Annotated in this window: 31 protein-coding genes and 1 pseudogene; 15 read left to right on the forward strand and 17 right to left on the reverse strand. The window is 61.2% G+C overall.

Annotation, left to right across the window (positions count from 1 at the left end):
- Window positions 1–89: 89 nt before the first annotated feature.
- On the reverse strand, window positions 90–311 hold the full coding sequence (locus tag LB532_RS26715) for a hypothetical protein (RefSeq protein WP_140638390.1): 222 nt from the start codon (window positions 309–311) through the stop codon (window positions 90–92).
- A gap of 238 nt (window positions 312–549) precedes the next feature.
- Here LB532_RS26715 and LB532_RS26720 point away from each other — a divergent pair, with 238 nt between their 5' ends.
- From LB532_RS26720 to LB532_RS26740, 5 genes are all read left to right on the forward strand, one after another.
- Window positions 550–939, forward strand: a complete 390-nt coding sequence (locus LB532_RS26720) for a response regulator (RefSeq protein ID WP_140638389.1) — start codon at window positions 550–552, stop codon at window positions 937–939.
- Window positions 936–1709, forward strand: coding sequence for a Crp/Fnr family transcriptional regulator (locus LB532_RS26725; RefSeq protein ID WP_140497473.1), 774 nt, complete (start codon window positions 936–938; stop codon window positions 1707–1709). Before LB532_RS26720 ends, LB532_RS26725 begins: the two co-directional genes overlap by 4 nt.
- 97 nt (window positions 1710–1806) lie before the next feature.
- Window positions 1807–2088: a hypothetical protein gene (locus LB532_RS26730; protein ID WP_140638388.1), complete on the forward strand. Its 282-nt coding sequence runs from the start codon at window positions 1807–1809 to the stop codon at window positions 2086–2088.
- 3 nt (window positions 2089–2091) lie between these two features.
- Complete coding sequence (locus LB532_RS26735; RefSeq protein ID WP_140638387.1) at window positions 2092–2922, forward strand: sensor histidine kinase; 831 nt, start codon at window positions 2092–2094, stop codon at window positions 2920–2922.
- A gap of 249 nt (window positions 2923–3171) precedes the next feature.
- On the forward strand, window positions 3172–3600 hold the full coding sequence (locus LB532_RS26740) for a hypothetical protein (RefSeq protein WP_140515225.1): 429 nt from the start codon (window positions 3172–3174) through the stop codon (window positions 3598–3600).
- 85 nt (window positions 3601–3685) lie between these two features.
- Here the strand turns inward: LB532_RS26740 and LB532_RS26745 are convergent, their stop codons facing one another.
- Window positions 3686–3877, reverse strand: a complete 192-nt coding sequence (locus LB532_RS26745) for a DUF2934 domain-containing protein (protein ID WP_140638386.1) — start codon at window positions 3875–3877, stop codon at window positions 3686–3688.
- A gap of 307 nt (window positions 3878–4184) precedes the next feature.
- Here LB532_RS26745 and LB532_RS26750 point away from each other — a divergent pair, with 307 nt between their 5' ends.
- The 6 genes from LB532_RS26750 (at window position 4185) to LB532_RS26775 (ending at window position 9652) form a co-directional block, all read left to right on the forward strand.
- The gene (locus tag LB532_RS26750) at window positions 4185–6176 is read left to right on the forward strand and encodes an erythromycin esterase family protein (protein WP_224557461.1); all 1992 of its coding nucleotides are present in this window, start codon (window positions 4185–4187) and stop codon (window positions 6174–6176) included.
- A gap of 620 nt (window positions 6177–6796) precedes the next feature.
- Window positions 6797–7255 (forward strand): DUF1772 domain-containing protein, encoded by a 459-nt coding sequence (locus tag LB532_RS26755; RefSeq protein WP_140638385.1) that lies wholly within the window; start codon window positions 6797–6799, stop codon window positions 7253–7255.
- Between the two features lie 116 nt (window positions 7256–7371).
- Complete coding sequence (locus tag LB532_RS26760) at window positions 7372–7965, forward strand: DUF6496 domain-containing protein (protein ID WP_224557456.1); 594 nt, start codon at window positions 7372–7374, stop codon at window positions 7963–7965.
- Between the two features lie 176 nt (window positions 7966–8141).
- Window positions 8142–8660: a ferritin-like domain-containing protein gene (locus LB532_RS26765; protein ID WP_140553414.1), complete on the forward strand. Its 519-nt coding sequence runs from the start codon at window positions 8142–8144 to the stop codon at window positions 8658–8660.
- Between the two features lie 273 nt (window positions 8661–8933).
- A complete protein-coding gene (locus LB532_RS26770) occupies window positions 8934–9404 on the forward strand; it encodes a YbhB/YbcL family Raf kinase inhibitor-like protein (RefSeq protein WP_140638384.1) in 471 nt (156 codons plus the stop codon).
- A gap of 86 nt (window positions 9405–9490) precedes the next feature.
- Entirely contained in the window at window positions 9491–9652 is a 162-nt protein-coding gene (locus LB532_RS26775) for a hypothetical protein (RefSeq protein WP_140553417.1), read from the forward strand.
- 133 nt (window positions 9653–9785) lie between these two features.
- Here the strand turns inward: LB532_RS26775 and LB532_RS26780 are convergent, their stop codons facing one another.
- Both LB532_RS26780 and LB532_RS26785 read right to left on the reverse strand, forming a co-directional pair.
- The gene (locus tag LB532_RS26780) at window positions 9786–10379 is read right to left on the reverse strand and encodes a general stress protein (protein WP_140638383.1); all 594 of its coding nucleotides are present in this window, start codon (window positions 10377–10379) and stop codon (window positions 9786–9788) included.
- A gap of 21 nt (window positions 10380–10400) precedes the next feature.
- Window positions 10401–11144, reverse strand: a complete 744-nt coding sequence (locus LB532_RS26785; RefSeq protein ID WP_140638382.1) for a DUF4142 domain-containing protein — start codon at window positions 11142–11144, stop codon at window positions 10401–10403.
- Window positions 11145–11343: 199 nt separating this feature from the next.
- Here LB532_RS26785 and LB532_RS26790 point away from each other — a divergent pair, with 199 nt between their 5' ends.
- Entirely contained in the window at window positions 11344–11673 is a 330-nt protein-coding gene (locus tag LB532_RS26790; RefSeq protein WP_140638381.1) for a hypothetical protein, read from the forward strand.
- Between the two features lie 82 nt (window positions 11674–11755).
- Here the strand turns inward: LB532_RS26790 and LB532_RS26795 are convergent, their stop codons facing one another.
- From LB532_RS26795 to LB532_RS26825, 8 genes are all read right to left on the reverse strand, one after another.
- Window positions 11756–12103, reverse strand: a complete 348-nt coding sequence (locus LB532_RS26795) for a hypothetical protein (RefSeq protein ID WP_140638380.1) — start codon at window positions 12101–12103, stop codon at window positions 11756–11758.
- Window positions 12104–12105: 2 nt separating this feature from the next.
- Window positions 12106–12465, reverse strand: a complete 360-nt coding sequence (locus LB532_RS26800; RefSeq protein WP_140638379.1) for a hypothetical protein — start codon at window positions 12463–12465, stop codon at window positions 12106–12108.
- Window positions 12465–13685, reverse strand: a complete 1221-nt coding sequence (locus LB532_RS26805; protein WP_140638378.1) for an Nramp family divalent metal transporter — start codon at window positions 13683–13685, stop codon at window positions 12465–12467. The genes LB532_RS26800 and LB532_RS26805 overlap by 1 nt, the downstream gene beginning before the upstream one ends.
- Window positions 13682–14215, reverse strand: a complete 534-nt coding sequence (locus LB532_RS26810; RefSeq protein WP_224557452.1) for a hypothetical protein — start codon at window positions 14213–14215, stop codon at window positions 13682–13684. Before LB532_RS26810 ends, LB532_RS26805 begins: the two co-directional genes overlap by 4 nt.
- A 330-nt stretch (window positions 14216–14545) precedes the next feature.
- Window positions 14546–14779 (reverse strand): hypothetical protein, encoded by a 234-nt coding sequence (locus LB532_RS26815; RefSeq protein ID WP_140638377.1) that lies wholly within the window; start codon window positions 14777–14779, stop codon window positions 14546–14548.
- Window positions 14780–14914: 135 nt separating this feature from the next.
- On the reverse strand, window positions 14915–15067 hold the full coding sequence (locus LB532_RS30265) for a hypothetical protein (protein ID WP_318011249.1): 153 nt from the start codon (window positions 15065–15067) through the stop codon (window positions 14915–14917).
- Window positions 15064–15516, reverse strand: a complete 453-nt coding sequence (locus LB532_RS26820) for a diguanylate cyclase (RefSeq protein ID WP_318011248.1) — start codon at window positions 15514–15516, stop codon at window positions 15064–15066. Before LB532_RS26820 ends, LB532_RS30265 begins: the two co-directional genes overlap by 4 nt.
- Before the next feature lie 34 nt (window positions 15517–15550).
- Window positions 15551–15820: a hypothetical protein gene (locus LB532_RS26825; protein ID WP_224557449.1), complete on the reverse strand. Its 270-nt coding sequence runs from the start codon at window positions 15818–15820 to the stop codon at window positions 15551–15553.
- A gap of 124 nt (window positions 15821–15944) precedes the next feature.
- Between LB532_RS26825 and LB532_RS26830 the strand changes: the two genes are divergently transcribed.
- Window positions 15945–18278, forward strand: a complete 2334-nt coding sequence (locus LB532_RS26830) for an FdhF/YdeP family oxidoreductase (RefSeq protein ID WP_140638376.1) — start codon at window positions 15945–15947, stop codon at window positions 18276–18278.
- Between the two features lie 33 nt (window positions 18279–18311).
- On the opposite strand, the gene LB532_RS26835 is transcribed toward LB532_RS26830, so the two are convergent.
- Entirely contained in the window at window positions 18312–18521 is a 210-nt protein-coding gene (locus tag LB532_RS26835; protein ID WP_140638375.1) for a hypothetical protein, read from the reverse strand.
- Window positions 18518–18880: a hypothetical protein gene (locus LB532_RS26840; protein ID WP_224557467.1), complete on the reverse strand. Its 363-nt coding sequence runs from the start codon at window positions 18878–18880 to the stop codon at window positions 18518–18520. The genes LB532_RS26835 and LB532_RS26840 overlap by 4 nt, the downstream gene beginning before the upstream one ends.
- Before the next feature lie 14 nt (window positions 18881–18894).
- Here LB532_RS26840 and LB532_RS26845 point away from each other — a divergent pair.
- A pseudogene (locus LB532_RS26845) lies at window positions 18895–19480 on the forward strand (zinc-binding dehydrogenase); the annotation flags it as partial.
- A 404-nt stretch (window positions 19481–19884) separates the two neighbouring features.
- Here the strand turns inward: LB532_RS26845 and LB532_RS26850 are convergent.
- Both LB532_RS26850 and LB532_RS26855 read right to left on the reverse strand, forming a co-directional pair.
- Window positions 19885–20256 (reverse strand): response regulator, encoded by a 372-nt coding sequence (locus tag LB532_RS26850; protein ID WP_140638374.1) that lies wholly within the window; start codon window positions 20254–20256, stop codon window positions 19885–19887.
- The gene (locus tag LB532_RS26855) at window positions 20253–23294 is read right to left on the reverse strand and encodes a CheR family methyltransferase (protein ID WP_246674423.1); all 3042 of its coding nucleotides are present in this window, start codon (window positions 23292–23294) and stop codon (window positions 20253–20255) included. The genes LB532_RS26850 and LB532_RS26855 overlap by 4 nt, the downstream gene beginning before the upstream one ends.
- Here LB532_RS26855 and LB532_RS26860 point away from each other — a divergent pair.
- The gene (locus tag LB532_RS26860; RefSeq protein WP_224557466.1) at window positions 23232–24245 is read left to right on the forward strand and encodes a hypothetical protein; all 1014 of its coding nucleotides are present in this window, start codon (window positions 23232–23234) and stop codon (window positions 24243–24245) included. The genes LB532_RS26855 and LB532_RS26860 overlap by 63 nt on opposite strands.
- 41 nt (window positions 24246–24286) lie before the next feature.
- On the opposite strand, the gene LB532_RS26865 is transcribed toward LB532_RS26860, so the two are convergent.
- Window positions 24287–24559 carry a hypothetical protein gene (locus tag LB532_RS26865; protein ID WP_140497420.1) on the reverse strand — a complete coding sequence of 91 codons (273 nt, stop codon included), beginning with the start codon at window positions 24557–24559 and terminating at the stop codon, window positions 24287–24289.
- Window positions 24560–24751 lie beyond the last annotated feature (192 nt).

Genomic DNA, 24751 nt, shown 5'->3' on the forward strand with positions numbered 1-24751 from the left:
GTCAGGATTCTGTTTTCATGCATGTCTTTGTTTTCATGCGTGTCTTTGTTCCAAAACCAAGGCGTTTTGGACGACATGTATGGGCATGGCTACGACAGCAGGTCAAATGCGATGTTGCGGTGCTTTTGAATTGCTGAGCTGGCAACAATGTCCGCCAGTTCTTTGTCAGAGAGAGTGCATTCTGGCAGTTTGTAACGGATGGCTGACACCGCCTGGGCCGTGGAAATCGGCCATTCGAGATTTCTGCGGGAATTGATGTAGTGATCGACAGCCCGGATCAGTTCCTTCGAGGTCATATCGATCACAGGCATCGGTTCCTCCTCCTCGTTTTTTCCCCGGTTTTCTCACTGTGTTAACGGACGCCGAAGGCCGCCATCACAATTGTTAAAATGGCGGGCGAAAAGCTGTCGACTCCGAAAAAATAAATGACGGCAGGCGGTGGCCCGGGGTTCGCCTCCGGTTGCATCGGTGGAAATAGAACTGGGAGTGCAGCAGGTTGCGGTGTAGTGTCCCAAGTGACGGCCGCTGCAAAGGGAGAGTGCTTGCACCATGGACGGGGAAGCGGCGAAATCAGCCTTTCTGGGCGGGATTCGCGTTTTGATCGTGGAAGACGAATATTTTCTCGCCGATGACCTGCGTAAGGCTCTCGTCACACAAGGGGCGATAGTGCTCGGCCCGGTCGCCACAGCCGAGCCCGCAATCGAATTGCTGAACAGCGGTCAATGCGACTTTGCGATTCTCGATATCAACTTGCGCGGCGAGCAGACATTCGAGATTGCTCGCGAATCGTTGGCAAAAGGCGTTCCGATCGCCTTCGCCACCGGCTATGATCAGACGGCCATTCCAGCAGAGCTCGGCGGGATCAGGCGATTTGAAAAGCCTCTGGAATTCGGCAGCATTGTCGAGTTCGTTGCCGCGACGGCACACGATACGCAATGAACGAGAGAAGCGAGCCGGCGGTTGGCCTGAGAGCGAAGACCGCGCGGCACCCGCTTATCCGCAAGCTGTCCAATTTCACGGTCCTGTCCGTCGAAGAATGCGACGCCATCGAGAGCGCGACGACAAAGGTCGCCGAATTCGCCGCCGGCGATGACGTCATCCAAAGGGGTGACAGGACAGGCGGGGTCAACCTGCTGCTCGAAGGATTTGCCTGCCGCTACAAAATTCTCGAGGACGGTCGACGACAGATCCTTGCTTATTTGGTGCCGGGCGACCTTTGCGATCTTCACGTGTTCCTGCTGCGGCGCATGGACCACTCGATCGGTGCTCTCAGCCGCTCCAAGGTTGCGGCGATCCCGCAGAGCGCGATCCTCGGCTTCACCAACAGCTATCCCAATCTTACGCGGGCGCTCTGGTGGACCACGCTGCTCGACGAGGCGATCACCCGCGAATGGGTCGTCAACATCGGCCAGCGGACTGCTTATGAGCGGATGGCTCACCTTTTTTGCGAGCTGTTCCACAGGCTTCACGCAATTGGTGAAACGGCCGGCAAAAGCTATCCCCTACCGGTAACCCAGGCGACCCTGGGCGATACGCTCGGTCTTTCGAACGTGCACATCAACCGTACGCTTCAGGATCTCAGGCGCGACGGCCTCATTTCGTTCAACAACGGCACCGTAACGATCAAGAACCTGGCGAAACTGGAGGCGGCCGCCTTTTTCAATCCTGACTACCTTCATCTGTTGGACGTCAGGGAGCCTTTTGCATAACCAGGCACGGGCTCATCGAGTGGAGCGCAAAAATGAAGCATCATAGGGAACCTGGCCGGCTTCTGCCGGTTCGGCGTAACCGGAAGCGGTAGCGGCGATGGCCAAGCGCGATTTGATCGGCGGTTCGGTAGGTACGATCGATCCGCTGGGGTCGACTCTCAATGACATCGCTGGGGAGTTGGCCGCTGCGATCGCCTTCCATATTTCCGCCGACAGCGGCGGCATTAATGCTCCTGCCGGCTCGACGGTCTCATTTTCGCCGGCTGAAAACCGCGCGCGGCGGCACGAAAGCCAATCCTGGGCGCGTGAACGCGAGCCAAAGGCCGACGAGGCGATGCGCCTGGCACCGCGCATCATCGAGGAACGGTTGAAAGACTGACAGGTGGTTGGAAAAAGACCGCGCAAGAAAGACGTCACGGGTACATTCTCCCGTCCGCAAGGCCTGTCGGCCGAAGAAGGCGATGCTTCCGCGTCGACGCGGCTCAGCCATGTCGATGAACAGATCGACGAACGTGACGATCATATCGCCCGGCTCGAAGCCGAACTCCAGGTCACACGCGACCGCCTCCAGGCGACGAAGGCATTTGCCGCCGAATTGCAGCACCGCGTTCGCAACACGTTGAGCATTGTCCGTTCGATCGCTCGCCGGTCGGTTGAAAACAGCGACGATGTCGAGGACTATGCCTTTCACCTCGAGGGCCGCATCAATGCGCTTGCACGCACGCACAATGTGCTGATGCGATCGGCCTCGGCCACCGTGCAGCTTGACATGCTTGTCCTTGACGAGCTTGCGTCCCAAGGCGGCCGGACGGAAGATCAGTTCACCATAGATGGCCCGGATATTTCCTTGTCCGGAAAGGCGGCGGAGACCTTGGGCCTCGCGTTCCACGAACTCGCTACCAACTCGATGAAATATGGCGCGCTGTCGGCAGCCGACAAATCAATCAGCGTAAGCTGGAAAGTGGATGGCACGGCCGCCAGACAGGAGCTGAAGATCCGCTGGATCGAGGAGCTGCATGGTCCGGCAGCAATACCTGCGCGACGCGGCTTCGGATCCGAGCTGATCGAAAAGGTGGTGCCCTACGAGATCGGCGGAGCTGGCTCGCTGCGCTTCACCGATGCCGAGGTGATCTGCACGATGGATATCCCCCTCTCGAACGAAATTCACCCCAGCAGAAGCCTGGAGGAGCCGCCCGACGATCTCCAGCATTGAACACCGACACTCCTGCGCCGGGAGGCGGCCGGGCCAGGAGCGTGGAGTTGGAAGGGGCTGACCCAACACCGACCGAGGTGACGCAACGGCTCCGGGTTGCCGAGCTGCCGCCGCACCGGGCTTCAAATTCTCAAAATGATGGAACTTCAGCGACAACAAAGAGTTCGGAGCGCGGCGACGGCGAGCGCGCTGTCGTGATCTCGCGACTCACCTTGAAGCGGGAGGAACCTGGACCAACAGGAGCTGACCATGAAGTCCCATACACTCGAACAACTACACGCTATCGCGGAAGTTGATACGGTGTGCCCGACAATGACGCGGAACCAACGCCTGGAGCGCTGGGCAAGTCTTCTTGAGCGTCATCCTGAACGGCGCCTCGGAGCGCTTCCGGGCACCGAATATATGAGTCCCGACATGCGTGAAAACGCCTACTGCGTGCAATCCCCCATCAGCGTCGCGTTCGAAGATCCAATACTGCGGGCGCAGGGTCTGGAAGGCGACACCTATGGCGAGGCAAAGCGCTTTTTCGAACTGTCCAACTGGCAGTTGCACAACATCGTCTGTGATTGCCACGTCGGTGCGACCATGAAAGCCGGGTGGGTCGCCGTTCGCGTGCGCGCCGCCATGGGCGAAGGTTTCAATATATTCGCCAGGCTCAGGGCGCTGCTCGGACGTTGACCGAAAAGCCGTCTCAATGCGTCGACGGAACAACAGTCGGTCGACGCATTTTTCCTCCTTGGCGGCAATGACGTCTGACGTCGCTTCAGGAGCTTGGAGGCTCCGACCCGCGGCCGATGGTCGGATCGGGCACTACCGGACCGCGCTCGGCTTCCGATCCTTCCGCCTCTATTTCCTGCACGGCCTGGTCCCAATGCTCCTGCTCTCGGCCCTGCGGATGGCCTTCGCGCTCCCAGATCTCGTAGGCTCGTCGCTTTATGAGTTCTTCCTTGTCCATTGGAAACTCCTCCTGCGCGCCCCAATCTCCGGCAGACCGCTTTGTTCCCTCCGGGAACAAGGCAACGCTTTGGAGCGATCCGGACCAGCCGCCCCGGAGCGACACGGAACCCTTGGGGGATTAGGTCGTTTCCGAGCATCGGCGCGGTGGTGGATGACTTGGAAATGCCCGCCGCCCGAATTCTTGGCGACGCACACGCCAATGATGTGCCTGTGCCACGCATTGCCGCCTTGTGTGGGCTCGGCCAATCAAAGCCTTGCAGCGGGACCCCAAAAGGCGGACGCGGCGCAAATATGGGCTTGAGATCATGACTATTGTCTTTGCGGATCGTCGCGAGGCCGGACGCGTTCTTGCTGGTAAGCTCGGCCACTTCGCAGCGCGCGATGATGTCACTGTGCTGGCGCTGCCACGCGGCGGCGTGCCCGTCGCCTACGAAGTCGCACAGGCATTGAAGGCACCGCTCGACGTTTTCGTCGTGCGCAAGCTCGGCGTTCCCGGTTACGAAGAGTTGGCCATGGGCGCAATCGCGACCTCCGGTGTACGCGTCCTGAACGACGAGATCGTGGAAGGCCTCGCTGTGCCGGCCCACGTCATCGACGCGGTCACTGCCAGCGAGGAGAGGGAGCTTTTACGCCGCGAGCACCTCTATCGCGGCGAGCGGGTACCGCTCCTTGTGGAGGATCGAATCGCCATTCTCGTCGACGATGGGCTCGCCACTGGGTCGACCATGCGCGCGGCGGTCAGGGCGCTGCGGGAAAAGCGGCCTGCCCGTATCGTTGCGGCCGTTCCGGTCGGCAGTCCCGACACCTGCGAGGCGATGGAGAGCGAGGCCGACGAGGTCGTCTGTGCGACGACGCCGCAGCCGCTCATCGGCGTCGGGCGCTGGTATGAAGACTTCTCCCAAACGAGCGACGACGAGGTCCGCGCCCTTCTCGCCAAGGCGGGGCGACCAACCGCACCGTCCGGTCGCGATGCGCCACAGAATACGGCAAGCCGATTGCACAAGCACGTCGTTCGGCTCTCTGGAGACGCGCGAGACTACGACGAGCTTTTGGCAGCGATCGGCGAGGCGCGCTTTGTGTTGCTCGGTGAAGCTTCGCACGGCACACACGAATTCTATGAGGAGCGCGCGCGGATCACGCGGCGGCTGATCGAGGAGCAGGGTTTTGCCGCCGTTGCTGTCGAAGCCGACTGGCCCGACACATACCGGGTCAACCGCTATGTTCAGGGAACGGGCGAGGATATCGACGCCGGAGAGGCGCTCGCGGATTTCCGGCGCTTCCCGACCTGGATGTGGCGGAACAGGGTCGTCGTCGATTTTGTCGAATGGCTGCGCCGGCACAATGAAGCGCCCGGCAAGGGCAATCCGAAAGCCGGGTTCTACGGGCTCGACCTCTATGCCCTGCACGGTGCGATGAAGGCGGTGCTGCGCTACCTCGAAAGGGCCGACCCGGCCGCGGCGGAGATCGCGCGTCGCCGCTATGCCTGTTTCGACCATTTCGGCCCTGACCCGCAGGCTTATGGCTTCATAGCCGGCAAGGAGGTCGACAAATCTTGCCAGGAGGCTGTGGTCGCGCAGCTGGTCGAGATGCTGAAGCAGCGCCCGGCGAAAGCCGAGCCGCGCGAAGGCGCCATCGCGGACGAACTCTTCGCGGCGCAGCAAAACGCCCGCCTGGTGAAGAATGCGGAGGCCTATTATCGCGCCATGTTCCTGGCGCCCGAATCGACCTGGAACCTGCGCGACCGGCACATGGCCGAGACGTTCGAAGCCCTCGCCGCTCATCTCGGCCGGCTCGGGCGATCGCCGAAGATCGTGGTTTGGGCGCATAACTCCCATCTCGGCGACGCCAGGGCGACGGACAGGAGCCTGCATGGCGAAATCAACCTCGGACAGCTCATTCGCGAAAAGCATGAGCGCGAGGCCTTCCTCGTCGGTTTCACGACGTATGAGGGAACGGTGACGGCGGCATCGAACTGGGACGGCCCGGCGGAGCGCAAGGCTGTCCGGCCTGCCTTGGCGCGCAGCTATGAGGCGCTGCTGCATGCAGTCCCGGCTGATCGCTTCCAGCTCGATCTGCGCGGCGACGGCGAAGCCCTGCCGCGACGGCTCCTGGAGCGCGCGATCGGCGTCATCTACCGGCCTGAGACCGAACGGGCCAGCCACTACTTCCATGCCGACCTTGCCGCGCAATTCGACATGCTGCTGCATTTCGACGAGACACGGGCGGTCGAGCCGCTGGAGCGCAGCTCCCAATGGGACGCCGGCGAGCTCGCGGAGACCTATCCGTTCGGGGTTTAGGGACCGATCCAATTGAGTTGGAGATCGCCATGGTCTCAGTCCCGAAGACAAACGAGAAGGCCGTGCAGGTCCCCGCCGGCGGCGCAATGCTCGCAGGCAACCTGTCGCTGCCGCGGGAAGCCCGTGGGCTCGTCCTCTTCGCTCACGGCAGCCGCAGCAGCCGGCACAGCCCGCGCAACCGCTATGTGGCCGAACGGTTGAACGAAGCGGAACTCGCCACGTTGCTCATCGACCTAGACGACCGAAGAGGAGCGTATCGACCAGATTACCGCCGAGTTGCGGTTCGACATCCGCTTGCTCGCCGATCGACTGGTTCAGGTTACCGACTGGCTGCACATGTCCGACGAAAGGTCGGCGCTGCGCGTCGGTTATTTCGGCGCGAGCACAGGGGCTGCCGCGGCAGAGCGCCCGGATCGAGCGGCCGCCGTCGTCTCGCGCGGCGGGCGTCCGGATCTTGCGGCACCTGCCCTGCCCCGCGTCCGGGCACCAACGCTGCTCGTGGTCGGTGGCGCAGACACGCAGGTGATCGCGCTACGCCGGCGCCAACGCCATCGCCTCATCAGAGAGCCAGATCGATTGGGTCGTCGGCGTGCTAAAAATCATTCCGCGGAGAAGGTTTCATGACAGTCAGGTATCTGCAATTTCTCGCCATTGTCATTTCGGCCCTCGCTCTCATCCCGGCAGGGGCTCATCTCGCCGCTCTTCCCAACAAGATATCTCTGCCGCAGCCGGAATATTTCACCGTCCAGGGCATCTATTACGGATGGGCGATCCTCGGGTTGCTCTGGCCGACCGCGCTGATCATGAACGCATTGCTGGCGATCTCCGCGCGCTCACAGGCCTGGCCGTTTTGGCTCGCCCTGCTCGCGGCGCTCTGTTTCGCGATCATGCTTGCGATCTTCGTTGTCTGGACGCTCCCTGCCAACCAGGCGACGCAGAACTGGACGACAGTTCCTGCAAACTGGGAAGCGCTCAGGCGGCAATGGGAATATTCTCATGCGGCAAACACCGCGATCGTATTCGCAGCGCTCTGTCTCACGACGATGTCGGCGCTCTCGTGGCGTCCGGCCGGTCCGTAGATCTTCGCCGGAGCAAGTCTCTTTCCTCCGGATCATTTGCGCCATCGACGCGTTAGGTTTTCTGGTCCCGATGTCGCACCGCCACCAGTCCCGCTGTATCCAACAAGGAGAAAGCGATGCCGGATAAGAAAACCATCGAGAAGGCGCAAAAAGACAGGCGCGAAGGTAAGTCGCCCACCACGCAGGCCGGCGAGTTCGTGCATGAAGAGATCGAGAAGATCCGTCGCGGCAAGCACGGCGCGCGCTCCACCAAGCAGGCGATCGCCATCGGCCTTTCGGAGGCGCGGCGCGCCGGCGTCGACCTGCCTCCGCCCAAGAAACGAAGCGTCAAGGAGAGCACCCGCAAGAGCGCCGAATACGCCTATGAAGTTGGCCAGGGCGAACGTAAGCCAAAACGCCGCCCCAAGGTCTCGAAGGCCGTTTCCGAGGTTCTCGAGCACGAACCCAAGAGCACGGCATCCCATGAGGCGCTCTCAAGACAGACCAAACAGGCGGCGTCGCGCCGGAGGGCCGAGGAGCGCTCGGCCGCAGCCAAGAAGGCCTCTGAGACGAAGGGCGCTGCCGGCCGGTCCGCCGCACGCAAGGCGGTCCGCACCAGGGTGCTGCCGGCAGAAAGAAAGCAGCGCAGAAGGCCGCCAGCACGCGTACCGGCCGAAGCTAGAGGTCGAAGACCCGCCACGCACTCTCTCCAGCCGGCTGGTGACAGGTAGCTGGACCGCAGCCAGCCTCAAGCGATGCGCACTATGGCGGCTGGCACAGTGTGATCGTGTGAGATGCGGCCGTCCTTGTTTGTCTCGATCCGGCGGGAACAACGGCCCGTGTTCAAGGTTATGGAAAAGCTGCACCGGTGGTGGAGCTTTCACGACAACCTTAGGGAGACGAAAACATGGCGACTGCGAAGAAGGCGGCGACGAAAGGGCTGGAAGCCCTGTTCCTCGACGGGCTGAAGGACATCTATTACGCCGAAAAGAAAATACTCAAGGCGCTGCCCAAAATGGCCAAGGGCGCCGAGTCCGAGGAGGTCGCGGCGGCGTTCGAGAAACATCGCGTGGAAACCGAAGGCCAGGTCGACCGCCTCGAACAGGTGTTCGAGCTGATGGACAAGCCGGCCCGCGGCAAGACCTGTCCGGCGATCGACGGCATTCTCGAAGAGGGGTCGGAGATTCTCGACGACTATAAGGGGGACCCAGCATTGGATGCAGGACTGGTCGGAGCGGCACAGGCGGTCGAGCACTATGAAATCGCGCGCTACGGCACGTTGATCGCGTGGGCCGAACAGCTTGGCAAGAGCGACGCGGTCAAGCTCCTCAACGAGACGCTCAAAGAGGAAATGGCAACCGATGAAGCGCTTACAGGCTTGGGCGAAGGCGGGGTCAATGAGCGCGCTCTTGAGAAAGCCGCTTAGCCGCGGCGCGGCGCGGCGCTAAGCGCCCGGCAGCCTTCCCGTCCAGAGCGGGATGCGTTCGAGTTGAATTGCGCGTCTCGCTCTGGATTTGGCTGCCGGGAACCCGCCTCGACAAGACACGTTGCTAAATCATCGAACTTTACAGGAAGATCCGCGCAATGCCGGAAGACCTGCTCGCGAGGAAGAGCAACGCGGTGCCGGACAGCTCATCACCTGGGGCGTCGTGATCGCCGCCGTGATGCGATCGATGCTTCCCCCGAAGGAGTGCGAACCATGCCCCTGACGCTCAGCAGTCCCGCCTTTGCCGAATGCGGAGAGATCCCCGAAAGCTACACTCGTGGCGGCAAGAACGTATCTCCGCCGCTAAAGTGGTCCGGGGTACCGGACGGCACAAAGAGCCTCGTCCTTGTCGTCCAGGATCCCGATGCGCCGAACGGAACGTTCAGCCATTGGGCGGTGTTCAACATTTCGCCGGAGGTTCAGGAGTTGCCCGAGGCGGAAAGCGGCAGACCGGGTCCACAGGCCCTCAGGCAAGCGCGGAACGATTTCGGCAACGCCTATTACGACGGCCCTGACCCGCCTGTCGGACACGGTATCCACCACTACCACTTCCGGCTGGCCGCGCTCGACACGCCGAACCTTGCCATCCCCGCGAGCACGGGCGTGGAGCGTATCTGGCAGGAGGCGCAGAAACACTTGATCGAGCAGGCAGAGCTCGTCGGAACCTACGAACGCGCCCGGTGATTGAAGGCAGACTGGTCCAGGTACCGTGGTCGACAAGCGGAACGGTTCTTCTCTCCACCGGTTTGTGAGGGGAAAGGAGACGTCCCATGTTTGAAAGTGTCATGTGGCTGATCGTCGTCGCCGGCGGGCCATTGTTATTGGTCGCATTGCTAGCGTATGTCGTCGTCACTCGCCGTCGCCGTGGCCCCGCAGAACGCAGGGAAAGCGACCGCGCCACCGATCGGCTTTATCGTCAGGACAAGGACTGACCGCGGCTACCATGGCCCGAAGCAAACTCCATCAGCAGACCGAATACCCTTGCACATATCACGGAGATTTCGGGCAAGCCACCCGAAGCCAAGATAGGACGGCAAGTGCCCGCTGCCCTGGCGGGTTTGTCCTTCAGGGCCGGTTTACTGCCCTGCCGCCGTCGCGCTCAGGGACATAGTCGCCCGCGCTGACGTCAAAGCCGGTCCAGCCATCCGCCTCGTATGCCCTGCGGCGTTCCATCACATCAACCGAGCTGGACTGACCCAGAATGTCCTCGGCTTCCGGAACAAGCTCATCGTCCACCTTGGCCGTCAACAGCGTACCGCCGCGACGTACGCCCTCTGCATAGACATTTGCATCGTTTTCGGAAACGCCGGAATCCGTCAGAGCGCCAATGATACCGCCTGCCGCGCCACCAGCCACCGCGCCGGCAACCGCGCCGGCGGCGGTAGCGGCAAGCCATCCCGCCGCAACCACAGGTCCGACGCCCGGAACGGCCATGACGCCCAGCCCTGTCAGCAAACCGCCGGCGCCACCGACCACGGCCCCTATCCCTGCGCCGCTCGCGGCATCTTCAGCGGCTTCGGAACGATCTCTCTCGTACCAGCCATCCGAGTTGTTGGCGATGATGCTGATATTGGAATGTGGCACTCCGGACGCTTCCAGTTCGCCGACCGCGTCGGCTGCGTCGTCATAGTTGTCGAACAGTGCGGTTACGGTTTTCATTTTGATATCTCCTGATCGTGCTCACTTGCTGTCGGCGACGACGTTGCCCTGATAGTCGAGCCCGACGGCGACACTTTGGCCTGACTTGGTCGCCTGCCCGCGCCAGATGCCTTGATCGTCCTTGGCAAGCTTCGACACATTGGAATAGCCTGCATCCTCGATGCGGCTCTTTGCCTGCGTCTCGGTGAAACTGTTTGCGCCGGGCACCAGGGCCGCGGCATTGGGCGTGTTCGTGGTTTTCACAGCGGGCGTTGTCGCTCCCGTGATGGAGTCCTGGGCAGCGGCGATCTTTTCGATCATCTGCCGATGCATCTTCAAGGTATCGACCGTCTGCTGGGCGAACGTCTTGAGGGCCGCATTATCGCCGTCGCGGGCGTAGCTTTCAAACAGATCGACGGCATCGGCGTGCGCCTTGCGCTGCATGTCCACATAGGCCGGATCGATTGGCGGCTGTGCGTTCTGGAGCTTGTCCAGATCACCTTGATGCTGCGCGTCGAGCGCCGTCGGCACCTTCAACTTCTGTTCGCCGGTAATTGTTTCCAGCTTGGCGTTTGCCGCGCCATGGTCCCGGATCATCGTCTGCGCGAAATTCTTGATGCTTTGGTCCTGAGCCTTGTCCTGGGCGATCTTGCTCGAATCGACTTCGAACTTGCCGCCAATAGCGGCCTTGTCGACGAAATCCTGGGCGCTGTCGGCAGCCAAAGCAGGCATTGCGATAAGCATGGAAGCAGCGGCGAGCGAGGCAAGAAGGTGTCGCGGTTTCATAGGCTTTGTCCTTGTCGATGCGCGATATTACGATGCGTCCCAACAAGCCAAGATGTGCTTTGTTCCGGCGCCGGGCGATGCGCTGCCACCCCGAGCGAAGGCCCTCCACAGGTACCCGGACCAACAAAACTTTCAACATCGGCACCCGCGGCGCGGAACAACAGCGAGCCTGCCGGATTTGATTTCAAGGAGAGAGATCATGGCCAAGGTTTCAAATCCCACGCCTGCCGCAGCCAGGGGCGAAGTTCAGGCCGGAGCCACGCGGGACAAAACGCCCGGATTCGATCCTGCCATTGCCCCATTCGAGACCGACGCCGAGGCGGCGGACACGCAGAATCCCGTCACTGACGCAGGTCCGCAACGTTCTCCCCGGCCAAAATTCGAAAACGATGCCAGCTTCGCCAACGCGATGCGGCCGGTGGAGAACGAGCCCGAGTTGCAGCCCCGCAGCAACTGGCCGCTAATGGTGATTGCGGCCGTCGTACTGATAGCGGCCGCGGTGTTCCTGGCAGCCAGCATGCTGCGGTAAGGCGCATCATCCTGAGTGCAGACAGCGTGGGACAACCCTTGGCTGAGATCGAGCACTTTTCGCGTGGCCGTCGGCCGGGTCATCATCGATCCTGCTTTCCGCGCCGATGGGGTTCGGGTGCGCCCTTCATGCCGGAAAGCTCGGTTGTCGAGCATAGCAGCCGCGGCCGTGCGGGATCGGAGATGTCGAGCTTGTCCCAGGGAATACGGTACAGGCCGTCGCGACGCAGCCGGAAGAGGTCCAGCACTGCCGCACCGATGGTCGAGGCCGAGAGACGCTCGAAAGCGGCGTAGATACCGACATGGAATTCGATAACGACGAAGTCGTCGCCGGCCGGTTCGGCACGTATCTCCTCGATATAGCCGATACTTTTGCCCTCCTGCGAGAGAACGCGTCGGCCGGCCAGATGTTCGAGGTTGACGGTGGACATCATCAAGCTCCCGGAATGCGTCCGATGATATGGTCGCGCAGCCAGTCCTGCCAGGCGAAGATCGACGTCTGGCGCACATCGATATCGAACTGGATGTCGACGCCTATGTCCTGAACCTTGGTCCAGGCGATCCGGTGCGGCTTGCCACGGCGTTTACCGCCCCAGGCTGCCGCAAGCCGCGTCATCCAACGCCCGGGCCGCACGCCGAGGCGACGCGCAAGGGTGACGGAGCCGAGTTCGACCGCGACGATCCTCGGCGGCTTGCCCCGCCGCAACTCGGCCACCAGCCCGTCGATCTTGCCGATCTTGACCTGCTCGCGGTCGACGATCTGCTTGTCCAGGATGTCGCGCAGCAAATCCATCACGTGCCTCCGAATATCTGCAGGGGAATGGTCACCACGGCGAGCACGAAACCGAGCGCGATGATAAAGATCACCGCGGCATTCGAGACGATGCCGTTGCGGTGCTCGCCGACATAGCGCTTGTCGTTCAGCAGAAAAAGGAAAGGAACGACCGTCAACGGCAGGCTGGCCGCGGTCAGCGCCATGGAAAAAATGGTGAGCTTCAGCGGATCGAGGCCAAGCATGATAGGAATGGCGGCCAGAAATAGTGACACCGTGTAGACGGCGCTGAAGCCGGGATCGTCGCGCGGCTTAAGGTCTTCACCCCAATTCCATCCGAAACCTTGCGCCACCAGATAAGCCTGTTGCAGCCCAACCTCGAGAGCGGCACCGAAGCAGGCAATGGCGAGTGAGGCAACGAACAGGACGAACCCCCAGAAGCCGAATATCGGAATCAACATCAACGGCAATTGATGATAGTCGTCGACCTGATCGATGCCGTGCGTTGCAAGCACGAGCGCGGCCACCATCAAGACGCCGATCGAAATGGTGCCGCCGAAGGCCATGCCCAGTCCGGCGATGGCCCGATTGGTTCCGAGATAGCTTTTGTCCCACTTGTCCTCGATCGCCCCCGAGGAATAGAACATGAACAGGTAAGGCGATATCGAAGCGCCGAGAATGCTGACCGCCATGAACCAGTAGTTCGCCGCGTCGTGGGCCGGCAGCGTGGGCACCGCGCCGGACGTGACAGCTGTCCAATCGGGCTTCAGCATTACCGCTGCGACCACGAAGCACAGCGTCACAAGGCCGAGTATCGACACGCCTTTCTCGATCAGCCCGAACGTGCCTTTCCACAGCAACAGCCATGCCATCAAAGCCACGGGTAAAGCCCACCATTGGAAGCCAATGCCAGTGGCAAGTTCGAGCGCGATGGCAACACCACCGATCTCGGCGGACAGCACCATGAAATTGACCAGCAGGGCGGCAAGCAATGGCCATAGTGAAACGTTAAAGCCAAATCGTTCCCGGATCCCGTCGGAGATGGTGTGATGGCTCACGGCGGCAAACCGGCCGGCCATCTCGACCAGAAAAATGATGCAAATGGTGCCGAGAACCACCGCCCAGATCAGCTGAAACCCAAAGGTCGCACCTGCCTGGGCTGCCGTCGCCATCGATCCGACTTCCAGGAAGCCGCCAACACTGGTGACGATGCCCAGCGATATTTCCAAGAGCTTCTTCATGGCTTCGGCGCGAAATATCTGAAGTAAGCGGCGGCCAGGGAGCGCGTGGCCGTCCGAATATCTTCTTGAGCCTCCTGCACTTGCGGGCAGCGGTCCGCTTGCACTCCCGCACGGGCGCGGTCCACCGCGATCGACAGCTCCTTGACCGCCGCCGCCAGCGCAGCCTGCTTGGCAGGTTCAACCGTAGTGGCCGATCGGATCTTCGTGTCGATGTCGGCCAGCGTCGTGCTGGCCGAGTGCAGCGTGTCAGAAGCGTATGCGGAGGGGGCCGTTCCCGCCGACCAGGCGTCAAGCGTCATCGATACGGTCCGCGCCGTGGAGGCGGCAGTTCGGGATTGCTGCTCGATCTGGTCGGACGACGAGCATGCGGCCGACATGGCCATGAGCAACAGCAGGCACGCGCTGTCGCGGCCAAGGCGATAGCCGCTAAGGATTAGAGCCGGCGTTGGATCCGCCACACGAATGACCTCCCCCGCCGACGAAACCATGTTCGGCGTAATTTGATCTAGCGCGCCCGCCCGGCCCGTCAACCGAGGCCACCGATCGAGCAACGGAGTGCAAGCCATGTCGGCCCTGACAGGTGCCAAGCGGCCGCGGCAGGAACCGACTCGAGCGGAACAAAGCCTCGATAGCCGGATTAACGAGGAGGCGGCTGGGCGGTTCGACTTCCGCCCTGATCGTTCGTGCCGCGAGAATGGTCAACTGGCAGGGAAAGGACCCCTCAATGCCCCGTCTCATTGCCTGGATAGCCATCGTGGTGATTGTGCTTGTTGCGGCTTGGATATGGTTCGGGCGCGATACATCGGGCAGCGGGGGCGGCAGCCAACCCGCGCCTCATGCGATAGACCAGAACGGGTAGTTCAGTCTGGATGATCCTGCTCGGCCCCGCTCCGCTCGACTTTGTACTCGTGGATCAGGCCTAGGATCTGAGCCTTGACCGTCTCGCGCGCCTCAGGTTGGACGAAAGGCATCAGCCGTTCGACAAGTTCGCCGACCGTCTGCGGGAGATCCGCGGCGGAATCGGTGAGCTGACTGCCGTGTTCGTAGACATTGTCCGCCAGTTTCTTGTCGAGGTCGGATAGAAATCCCATCATCGCACTCCCCATCACTGCCATGCCCGCTCGCTCAATGGCCGGCCCGGCAGAAATGTTCCGTACAACGATGCTGGCATTGCAGACCGGCTGAATACCCGATGCCAGTGGCCGGAGGAGTGTCGCCGCGCGATCACGTCAACGCAATGTCGTCTGGCCCGGATTCCCTCGCCTGGCTTTTGACGGGATCAGCCTGCCGGCATTGGCCCGCAATCCCCTGACGAGCTCTTCCAGATAGGGAAGCAGTTCGAAGAGCAGGATCACGGCCATCACGCAGGCAATGTAGGTCACCGGCAGCTGCTGCGATTCCAGACAAGTTCGAAGCGCGCGGTTTCCGTCCCTGCCCCGAACAAGGTAAGGAACTGTCCCCAGTGGAGGGAAATGACGCTGACCAGCCCCATCAGCGGGATCATCTCCAGGAAGCTGTGAACGTGCTGCTCGATCGGCGTGACGGTGCGGGCGGTGGTGGCGTAGCTGACGTCCCACATCGCCGTCGCCTCGTGGACGAAGAAGGTGATGATCATGATGAGGATGATCAAGGCATTCACGTCAAGAAACATGGCGGCCAGCAAAGGTATTCCGACCTCGGCGAACATCAGAAGGTGGATCAAGGATTCCTTGGCGCCCGTCGTCGATTCGATGTGAGAGGCGCGATGGCAGAGCCAATCGGCAAATCCGGCGGCCAACCAGACCGGCAGCAGGACATACATCAAAATCAGCACGGTGGGGTCTGACAGCATGACATCGTTTCGCGAGTGGCCCCGTTCGAGGTGGCTATTGCTGCCCTGGCATTTCGGTGTTTTCCTGGGGATTTTTCCGGACGCCCGCGGCTGGGGAAGTATCCGTCGGCGCGTTACCGCCCTGGTTCTGTTCAGGCGCCCGCCTCAGCGGCGAAGTATGCCAGCCCATATCGGCGTAGAGAAAGCCTATGAGAAAGCCGATGATGATGATGGCGGCTATCACGAGCGAAAGCACCGCATTGCGTCGCACCATTGCCAGGCTCCCTTCCAAGCCGAACAGCTGATCACGAAAATAGTTCCACAACCAGCCGCGATCGCTCCTTGGTCGCGTCGGCTTCGACACGCAAGTTCGACGCCAACACTGCACGGAGCCGCGGGAACAATCGGTGACGGGCGAGGTTCGGTATGGTTCTTCAAGGACGATCTCGATGAAACCTGCCGTAACCGACCGTATCGAAACAAAAAAATACAACCATCCCACGGGCGGATGGGGATCCCTGAGATCATTGGTCCGCAAGGCATACGGCGAAGGCCTGCTGATGTCGGGCATATGGAGCACGCTGCTCAAGCAGAACAAGGCCGATGGCTACATGTGCGTTTCCTGTTCATGGGCCAAGCCGGCCGATCCGCGGCCCTTCGAGTTCTGCGAAAATGGCGCGAAGGCGACCATGTGGGATCAGACGAAGCTGCGTTGCGGCCCGGATTTCTTCGTACGACATACGGTCACCGAACTGCTCGACTGGCCGGATCGGGACCTCGAAAAACAGGGCAGGCTTACGGATCCGCTGCGCTACAATGCCGTCACCGACCGCTATGAACCGGTTTCCTGGGATGACGCATTCCTCGAGATCGGCATGGAGCTTCGGCGGCTTGATCCGAAATCGGTCGTCTTCTACACATCCGGCCGGGCCTCGCTGGAGGCCTCGTTCATGTATCAGCTCTTTGCGCGTATCTATGGCTCATCGAACTTGCCCGATTCTTCCAACATGTGCCACGAATCGACCTCGGTCGGGCTGCCCGAATCGATCGGCTCGCCGGTTGGAACCGTGCAGCTCGAGGACTTCTCCCAGTGCGACATGATGTTCTTTTTTGGCCACAACACCGGGGTGACGGCGCCGCGGCTGCTGCATCCGCTGCAAGAGGCTCGCCAGCGCGGGGTGCCGGTATTCACCTTCAATCCCTTGCCGGAAAGGGGGCTGAAGCGCTTCAAGAATCCGCAAGATCCCCTTGAGATGCTGTCGCCGGGCCCCGGCACGAAGATGTCCAGCGACTTTTTCCAGGTCCGCAGCGGTGGCGATATCGCCGCCATGAGCGGCATCGCCAAGGCGGTGCTGGCGCTCGACGACGCGACACGGGAAAGCGGGGATCCGCGTGTCCTCGACGTCGATTTCATTGCCGAGCACACGGATGGTTTTGCCGACTTCGAAGCTTACCTGCGGGCAGCCAGGTGGGAGGACATCGTCAAGCGCGCGGGAATCGCGCGGGCGGATCTCGAACATGTTGCCGAAGTCTACAGCCGCTCCAAGGCGGTGATCGGCAATTACGGCATGGGTTTGACACAGCACCGGCACGGTACCGAGAACGTCCAGATGCTGTGCAATCTGCTGCTGATGCGCGGCAATATGGGAAAACCCGGCGCCGGCATTTCGCCGCTGCGCGGCCATTCCAATGTCCAGGGCCAGCGCACGGTCGGCATATCCGAAAAGCCCGAGCTCGTTCCGCTCGACAAGTTCGCCCGGTTCTATGATTTCGAGCCGCCACGCGAGAAGGGTCTCGACACGGTCGAGGCCTGCGAGGGCGTCATCGCCGGCTCGGTGAAAGGTTTCATCGGACTCGGCGGCAATTTCGTTCGGGCCGTTCCCGAAACCGGCCTGATCGAGAAAGCATGGCGTCGGCTTGGGCTGCATGTCGAAGTCGCCACCAAGCTCAACCGCAGCCATCTCCTGCCAGGGGCGGTGACCTATCTGCTGCCCTGCCTGTCGCGGCTGGAAAAGGACCACCAGGCGAGCGGCGACCAGACCGTTTCGATGGAGGACTCCACCGCCTGCATCCATGGCTCCTTCGGTTCGCGTCCGCCGGCTTCACCGCATCTGCTTTCCGAACCGAAGATCGTGGCGGAACTGGCCAAGGCCACCGTATCGGGGGTGAGTTCGATCCCGTGGGATAAATGGGTTGCCGATTATTCCCTTATCCGCGATGAGATCGAGTGTTGTTACCCGCAGCATTTTCGTGAGTTCAACAAGCGGTTCCTGATACCGGGAGGCTTTCACCGCGACATCAAAGCCTCGAAACGGGTCTGGGAGACGCCGAACAAGAAAGCCAATTTCAAGCTGCCGACGACGCTTGAAACAGACCCGGACATCGATGTTTCGGGTCACAATGTGCTGACGCTGATAACGGTGCGCTCCAATGACCAGTTCAATACCACCGTCTATGGGTACAATGACAGACTCCGCGGCATCCACGGCACACGCATGGTCCTGTTGATGAACGAGGCCGACATTCAGCGGTTCGGATTGAGTGCCGGGCAGGAAATCGATCTGGAAACCCATGCCGACGATGGCGTGGAGCGGCGGGTTCGAGGTTTGCGCATCACCCCCTACTCCGTGCCTGAAGGCAACTGCGCCGGTTATTATCCGGAACTCAATCCCCTGGTTCCTCTGTGGCACCGGGCCAAGAAAGCTCACGTTCCAGCCGTCAAGTCGGTTCCCGTGAGAATTGTTGCCAAGGAAACGGAAACGAGAAGCACCGCGCGCCGCTAGGGCGGTTCCCCAGTCTGGCGGGTAGGCGGCGCGCTAGCCGCCAGCCGGCTTGGGGGATGCCGGCTGGGTCGGCTGGGTGCCTTGCTGATCTCCGCCCGTTGTAGTCTGCGGTGTGGGATTCGTGTCGGTCGTTGGGTTCTTGTCGACCGGCTGGCTGTTCGTATCTGCCTTGGATTTGTCGGGATCTGGATTGTTGCATCCGGTCAGACAGATCAGCGCCAGCATCAGCAACGCGGCTTTCATATCGATATCCCCTCGGTCGGGCATGGCGGAGCAACCTGCCAAGCTGCTTCCCGGTCGAATCGAACCGAAAGCCCCTGCCTGGCCGCGCTTCTGGCCAACATGCGATCCAGTTCTGCATCGTCGATCGGGCTGCGCATCACCTCCCGAATGGCCCTGCAAGCCTGCTCCGTCGACACGAAATCATACCGCCTGCTCCTGGTCAGGACATATTGCTCGACCAGCATTTTCACGCGCCGGAGCGCGATGTCCTCGGCATATTGCATCTGTTCCTCTCGTTCCTGCTGACGCCGAACTGCCGGACTGGCCAGTTGTTCCCGTTTGGAATTCGAAAACGCCTGGTCCCGGGCTGGCAGCAACAAGACAATGTCCGCGCCTATGGGGTTGCGGCCCGGTTGGCCAATTCGCCATCCAAAGCGCGTGGATGCTCGGCGCCGGCCGTGTCATCGCCATCGACAAGGTGCCGGAGCGGCTGGCCCTGGCGCGTGAATGCGGCAAAGCCGAGACGCTCGACTTCAGCAATTCCAATATCTACGACGCACTGATGGCGATGACCGACGGCCGCGGTCCGGATCGCTGCATCGACTGCGTCGGCACTGAATGCGATCCCGGCGCCAGCGCCGACGCCATGCTCGACAAGATGAAGGCCGCCGTCTATCTCGGCACCGATCGGCCGCATGTGCTGCGAGAGGCGATCTATTGCTGCCGTAAGGGCGGCACCATCTCGGTTCCCGGAGTCTATATTGGCCTGGTCGATCACATCCCGTTCGGCGCCGCGATGAACAAGGGCCTGACCTTCCCAGACCCACGAACCACTTCTGGCCAAGGTCCAGAATGGCGAGATCGACCCGTCCTTCGTCATCACCCACAGAGCCGAGCTCGAAGCCGGGCCGGACCTCTACAAGACCTTCCGCGATAAGCAGGATGGTTGCATCAAGGTGGTTATGCGGCCGCATGGTTGAGATGTCGCGGTTCCAGAGGCAAGAACTATCTCATTCCCGGCATCGTTGGACGCCCGCCTGATCGGCATTGGCAGTTCGGAACCTTCTGCTGTGTCGGCGATTGACCCGCTGAGTTCGATTCAGAAGAAGGGCGCCACCATGGCCAACGAGAATTCTCGCTCGAAACCCGTTATTCGGTCTCCGAACACCGATGGTTTGCCACACCCGAGGCGAGACGCCGGTGATACGGACGCAGGGGCGAAATCGCCGACGCCGAAGACTGCCGGAGGATCTCACCCTTCAGCCCCTCCCCTGGACAATCCCACAGCCAATCGAAATGCCGGTCGTCCCCGTCAGGCCAGCACGACTCCGCGACCGGCGGACAAGCCCTTGGGCTGATCCTGCGGCGCCCTTGGAGTGACCCGTCAACGCGAAACGTCGCGCAGCGACCCCAGATCGGCCAGCGCAGCCAGGATGGTTGCTTCAGTCGCCGGCTTGGGCACGAATTTGCAATCGCGAAAGGATGCCGGTAAGTCGCGCGCGCCAAATCCCGTCATGAGGGCGAAGGGAATACCCTGCGCCTGCAATGTCTCCGCGAGGGGCAGGCTCGTTTCACCGTTCAACTGAATGTCCAGCAACGCCATGTCGATCTTGTCCGAGCCGACGAGACGAAGCGCCGCGGCGACCGAAGGCGCGGGACCGACCACCTGGTAACCGGCGCCACGCAGGACTAACGCGGTGTCTTCCGCGATCAGCCATTCGTCCTCGACAACCAGGACGCGCGGTCCGTCGTTCACGACCCCTCCCTCCGGTTAACGGGAAATGCGATCTGAACGTTGAGGCCTTCCTTGCGAAAAGCGGTTTCGACATGGCCGCCAAGCCTGTAGCCGATCTCTCCCTGCAGCAGCGTGAGGCCGAAGCCGCTGCCGACGGGTTCATTGACGGGGGGACCGTCCTTCTCGCTCCAGGTAAACGTGAAGATGTCGTCAGCGATCGACCACATCACCATCACCTTGCCACGAGGTTTGGACAGGGCGCCATATTTGGCCGCGTTGGTGGCCAGTTCGTGGACGGCCATGCTGAGGGAAAGACCCTGTTGCGGTCCAAGTTCTATCTCGTGGCCGTTCAGTTCGAACCGTTCAATGCCAAACGGTTCGAGTTCCTGGTGAAGCAGTTCGCTGACCGAAGCTTCCTTCCAGCTTTTCCGGCTCAACAATCCATAGGCCCGCGACATCGCATGCAAGCGTCCGATCAAGGCTTCCGCGAATTCATCCTTCGACAGGGATTTCTCCCGCGTACGGCTCGCAATGCTGACGATCACCGCCAGCATGTTCTTGACCCGGTGGTTGAGCTCAGAGATGAGAACCTGCTGATGCTCTTCCGCCTGAGCCAGGGTGGTGACGTCGACCAGTGTCACGACCACGCCCTGAACCCGGTTGCCCTTGTCCCGATAGGGATTGATATGGACCATGTGAAACCGCCCGGCGCTGTCGCGCGTGAGGTGGTGGTTCAGGGTCTCGCCGGTCTCGAACACCTCGGCGATATGCTGCTTCAACTCGGGATAGTCGAGCTGGCTCGACAGGTCCGTCAGCGGCCGGCCTACGTCGGAAGGACGCAGACTGAAGAAGGACGAAGCTGCGGGCGTGAAGGTTCGCACCACCAGATTGCGATCGAGGAAAATGGTGGCAATCTCCGTGCTTTCGAACAGATTGCGCAGATCGCTGTTGGCGTGATCGAGTTCCTCGATCTTGTTCGTCAACTCGGCATTGATGGTGTTCAGCTCCTCATTGAGCGACTGCATTTCCTCCTTCGAAGCCTCAAGTTCCTCATTGGTCGATTGTGCTTCCTCGTTGACGGAGACGAGTTCCTCGTTAGACGATTTCACCTCTTCCAGTGCGGTCTCATATTCCTCGATCGTCGATTGCAGGCGCTCCCTCGTATCGCGCAGTTCCCGCTCGAGATCAGCGGTGCTATCGGTGTCATGGCTGCCGCCTTCGTCTGTTCGGATCTGCGTAGGTCCCGACGGTTCGAACAGGACGAGATAGAGCGGCTCGCCATTGTCGCGTTCCGCCAGCGGCTCGATGGTGAGCTTGATCGGCTGGATCCGCTCATCATCCTCCTCGACCGTGAGATTTTCCCGCACGACGGTCCGGCGCGTCGACGTCGCCTCCCGCAGTGCGGCGCGCAGGTCGAGCCGCAGCCCGCGCCGCGCCATTGTCAACAATTGCCGGCTGGGAATGCCTTGCGGCGCCTCGAGATATTTTCCGGTGCGAGCTGAGTAGTAGACGACGTCGCCTTCGGCATTGACCAGCACATGCGGGGGGGCGAAGCGCTCCAGCACCTGCGCCTCGACCGCCTGGCGCAACGGATAACCGGCGGCTCCCTTCCTCAAGCCGGTGCTCTCGGACGGGAATGCGCCCGAACGGCTATCGCCGATCAGGGCGGGCAGCCTGACATGCGGCGAGGCATGCTCCCGCGCCTGGAAGATACGATGTTTCTTGTCGACGGTGGCGAACAGATTGTCGTTCTGTCCGACGCTCTCCGAGGTGCCGAGAAAAAGGTATCCCCCGGGCTTCAGGGCGTAATGGAAAATAGGAATGACCCGGTTCTGAATGGCTGGGCCGAAATAGATCAGCAGGTTACGGCACGACACCAGGTCCATGCGTGAGAAAGGCGGGTCGCGAACGACGCTGTGCGGCGAAAAGATGCACAGCTCCCGTATCTCGTTGCTGATGACATAGGTGTCGCCGTCGCCATTGAAAAACCGCTGGCGGCGTTCGGGGGAAAGTCCCTGCAGCAGGGCTTCGGGATAGCGCCCTGCCCGCGCCACCGCCAGCGCCGGTTCGTCGATATCGGTCGCGAATATCTGGATTCGCGGAACGACCGGGAGCTTTTCCACATGTTCACGCAGCAGGATACCGATGGAGAACACCTCTTCGCCTGTGGCGCAGCCGGGAATCCACACCCTGACGATGTCGTTGGCGGTCTTGCCTTCAAAGAGTTGCGGTACGATCTTTCGCTCGAGCAGTTCGAAGGCCTCGGGATCGCGAAAGAAGTTGGTGACGTTGATCAGCAGGTCGCGAAAAAGGTTCATCACCTCGCGAGGGTCCTTTTGCAGCCATTCAACGTATGCGCCAATGGATTGCATCTGCGCGATCTGCATCCGCCGCTTGATGCGTCGCAGGAACGTCTTGGTCTTGTAGCCCGAGAAATCATGGCCTGAGTGGCTGCGCAGGATGCCGTAGATCTGGGACAGAACCTTTTCCATACCTGCCGTTCGGACGCTATCCTCCTCCGCCAACCCATTTAACGCGTCGAAGCCGCGGGCGAAGGCTTCCAGCTTCGTGCCGATCTCCTCGGCGGGCGCGGCTATATCGACAAGTCCGCTGGTGATGGCGCTCTGCGGCATATCGGGATTGCGCGGGCCGTAGCCGTCGGAGATCTGCGCGACGGTGAGCCCCCCACGCTCCTTGATCGCCTTGGCGCCCAAGGTTCCATCGGAATCTCCGCCCGACAGGATGACGCCGACGGCATGTTCGCCCTGGTCTTCGGCTAATGCGCTGAAGAAGATGTCTATGGGTTTGCGTTCCTGGCTGAACCCGTTGGGCCGGCGCAGGCGCAGCATTCCCTTGTCGATGGTCAGGATGACGTTCTGCGGCATGACATAGACGTGGTTCGGTTGAACGATCATGCCGTCCGCCGCGACTTCGACCGGCATTTCGGTGTAGCGGCCGACAACCTCGTGCAACAGGCTCTCTCGCTTAGGGCTGAGATGAGTGATGACGACGAACGCCATGCCGGGCTGATCGGCCATACCCTTAAACAGCCCTTCCATCGCCGGAATCCCGCCGGCGGACGCGCCGACGCCAACGATGGGAAATCTTTTCGACTGGGCTGTCACTGGACGTTCCCCTTTCGGCACCTGTGGGCGAAATCACTTATGAAGCAGGCTGGACAGCAGGTAAGCATAGGCGCGGCGGAGATACGGAACAAGTCGCGACGGATGGCGTTGAATTTGGAGTTCAAGTGTTCAATGACCAACCGTCCATCTGAAACAAAGCTCCCGACGCACATGGAGTCAGCGGCGTGGAATTGCTCGACGATCTCGGCCGGGCTCGTGCCGAAACACCCAGCAGGCTCGGCGAGGGAGACTGTTTCCACCAGATACTGCTCGAGAAAGGATGACGAGGTGCGCGATCTGCAAGGGGTGCATCTTCTGATCGTCGAAGACGAATGGATGGTAGCCGGAGATCTCGCCCGTTATTTCAGCAATATGGGTGCGATCATTCTGGGACCGGCAGCGACGGTCGAACAAGCATCATTGCACACCGAATCGGCCGAGGCTGCCATCCTCGACGTCAACCTCAACGGACGACGGGTCTTTCCAATCGCGGACGAACTGATGCGCCGTGGCGTGCCGTTCGTGTTTTTCAGCGGTGACAGCGATATCGCCATTCCCGAACATCTCCGGCATGCCAGCAACCTGCGAAAATCCTCGGGCAGCGGGGCTGTATTCAATGCTCTTTTCCCGCCGCAAAGTCCGGCTGCGGCGAGCGGCTTTGTGCCAAGTTCGCCGGACGACGTGTTTTCGCTCCTGCCCAAACTCAGGCTTGCGGCACGTCTGTTGCTGGGGGATGTGGAAGCCTCCGACCGGCTTGTCGAAAGGACGCTCGAGCGAGCGATCCGTGACATCGACCAAAGGCGGATCGGCCAGTCTACCGAAGACTGGCTTAACGCCATTATGCGCGATTTGGCAAAGTCCAGCGGCGCAAGGCTTCTGAACTGAGCCGAACCAGGCTTCCGATTGATCGACGGCCGGGCCCTCGGTCAGCCCTTTTGGTCACGCTCGACGAACTTGTTGAAACGGCTGGTCTGCCCGCCGCCGGTGTTGGCCTGGTAAAGAAAAGCCAGACGGTTCTCATCGAATATCCGGAAGAACTCATCCCATTCGACTGGTTCGAATGCCTCCTCGGGCTCGCCGAAATCGATCCGCAGGATGCCACCCTCGCCCTTGGTTCGCACCACTGCCGGCCGGCCGTTCCGCTCCTCGGCCCATTTGCGAATCTCCTCGTGATTGGTGGTCGTCTGCGATTGCGACATCGAAATCTCCTTTCGGCCTGCTCTCTCGCCGCGCACGCACCGCGGCAACTGTTGAGCGTCCTAACAGCACACGGCAGGCAATGTTCCAGCACCCGTCGCGTGGTGCGATGCGCCTGCTGTCGAATGAAACCGCCAGGAGAACTTTGTTGATGCGCAGGGAACAAAGCTTTTGCCGAGAAGTTGGGGGCGCCG

The organism is Mesorhizobium sp. ESP-6-2, assembly GCF_020164675.1.
Lineage (GTDB): Bacteria > Pseudomonadota > Alphaproteobacteria > Rhizobiales > Rhizobiaceae > Mesorhizobium.

What these genes read in the sequence shown, in the direction of transcription:
- LB532_RS26750 (WP_224557461.1), top strand. Translation starts at nt 4,185, where the DNA reads ATGACTATTGTCTTTGCGGATCGTCGCGAGGCCGGACGCGTTCTTGCT.
- LB532_RS26795 (WP_140638380.1), bottom strand. Translation starts at nt 12,103, where the DNA reads ATGTCCACCGTCAACCTCGAACATCTGGCCGGCCGACGCGTTCTCTCG.
- LB532_RS26720 (WP_140638389.1), top strand. Translation starts at nt 550, where the DNA reads ATGGACGGGGAAGCGGCGAAATCAGCCTTTCTGGGCGGGATTCGCGTT.
- LB532_RS26815 (WP_140638377.1), bottom strand. Translation starts at nt 14,779, where the DNA reads ATGATGGGATTTCTATCCGACCTCGACAAGAAACTGGCGGACAATGTC.
- LB532_RS26800 (WP_140638379.1), bottom strand. Translation starts at nt 12,465, where the DNA reads ATGGATTTGCTGCGCGACATCCTGGACAAGCAGATCGTCGACCGCGAG.
- LB532_RS26745 (WP_140638386.1), bottom strand. Translation starts at nt 3,877, where the DNA reads ATGGACAAGGAAGAACTCATAAAGCGACGAGCCTACGAGATCTGGGAG.
- LB532_RS26805 (WP_140638378.1), bottom strand. Translation starts at nt 13,685, where the DNA reads ATGAAGAAGCTCTTGGAAATATCGCTGGGCATCGTCACCAGTGTTGGC.
- LB532_RS26755 (WP_140638385.1), top strand. Translation starts at nt 6,797, where the DNA reads ATGACAGTCAGGTATCTGCAATTTCTCGCCATTGTCATTTCGGCCCTC.
- LB532_RS26775 (WP_140553417.1), top strand. Translation starts at nt 9,491, where the DNA reads ATGTTTGAAAGTGTCATGTGGCTGATCGTCGTCGCCGGCGGGCCATTG.
- LB532_RS26835 (WP_140638375.1), bottom strand. Translation starts at nt 18,521, where the DNA reads ATGAAAGCCGCGTTGCTGATGCTGGCGCTGATCTGTCTGACCGGATGC.
- LB532_RS26765 (WP_140553414.1), top strand. Translation starts at nt 8,142, where the DNA reads ATGGCGACTGCGAAGAAGGCGGCGACGAAAGGGCTGGAAGCCCTGTTC.
- LB532_RS26715 (WP_140638390.1), bottom strand. Translation starts at nt 311, where the DNA reads ATGCCTGTGATCGATATGACCTCGAAGGAACTGATCCGGGCTGTCGAT.
- LB532_RS26725 (WP_140497473.1), top strand. Translation starts at nt 936, where the DNA reads ATGAACGAGAGAAGCGAGCCGGCGGTTGGCCTGAGAGCGAAGACCGCG.
- LB532_RS26820 (WP_318011248.1), bottom strand. Translation starts at nt 15,516, where the DNA reads ATGCTGTCAGACCCCACCGTGCTGATTTTGATGTATGTCCTGCTGCCG.
- LB532_RS26730 (WP_140638388.1), top strand. Translation starts at nt 1,807, where the DNA reads ATGGCCAAGCGCGATTTGATCGGCGGTTCGGTAGGTACGATCGATCCG.
- LB532_RS26855 (WP_246674423.1), bottom strand. Translation starts at nt 23,294, where the DNA reads ATGGAAGGGCTGTTTAAGGGTATGGCCGATCAGCCCGGCATGGCGTTC.
- LB532_RS26770 (WP_140638384.1), top strand. Translation starts at nt 8,934, where the DNA reads ATGCCCCTGACGCTCAGCAGTCCCGCCTTTGCCGAATGCGGAGAGATC.
- LB532_RS26760 (WP_224557456.1), top strand. Translation starts at nt 7,372, where the DNA reads ATGCCGGATAAGAAAACCATCGAGAAGGCGCAAAAAGACAGGCGCGAA.
- LB532_RS26860 (WP_224557466.1), top strand. Translation starts at nt 23,232, where the DNA reads ATGAGTGATGACGACGAACGCCATGCCGGGCTGATCGGCCATACCCTT.
- LB532_RS26865 (WP_140497420.1), bottom strand. Translation starts at nt 24,559, where the DNA reads ATGTCGCAATCGCAGACGACCACCAATCACGAGGAGATTCGCAAATGG.
- LB532_RS26790 (WP_140638381.1), top strand. Translation starts at nt 11,344, where the DNA reads ATGGCCAAGGTTTCAAATCCCACGCCTGCCGCAGCCAGGGGCGAAGTT.
- LB532_RS26740 (WP_140515225.1), top strand. Translation starts at nt 3,172, where the DNA reads ATGAAGTCCCATACACTCGAACAACTACACGCTATCGCGGAAGTTGAT.
- LB532_RS26830 (WP_140638376.1), top strand. Translation starts at nt 15,945, where the DNA reads ATGAAACCTGCCGTAACCGACCGTATCGAAACAAAAAAATACAACCAT.
- LB532_RS26780 (WP_140638383.1), bottom strand. Translation starts at nt 10,379, where the DNA reads ATGAAAACCGTAACCGCACTGTTCGACAACTATGACGACGCAGCCGAC.
- LB532_RS26785 (WP_140638382.1), bottom strand. Translation starts at nt 11,144, where the DNA reads ATGAAACCGCGACACCTTCTTGCCTCGCTCGCCGCTGCTTCCATGCTT.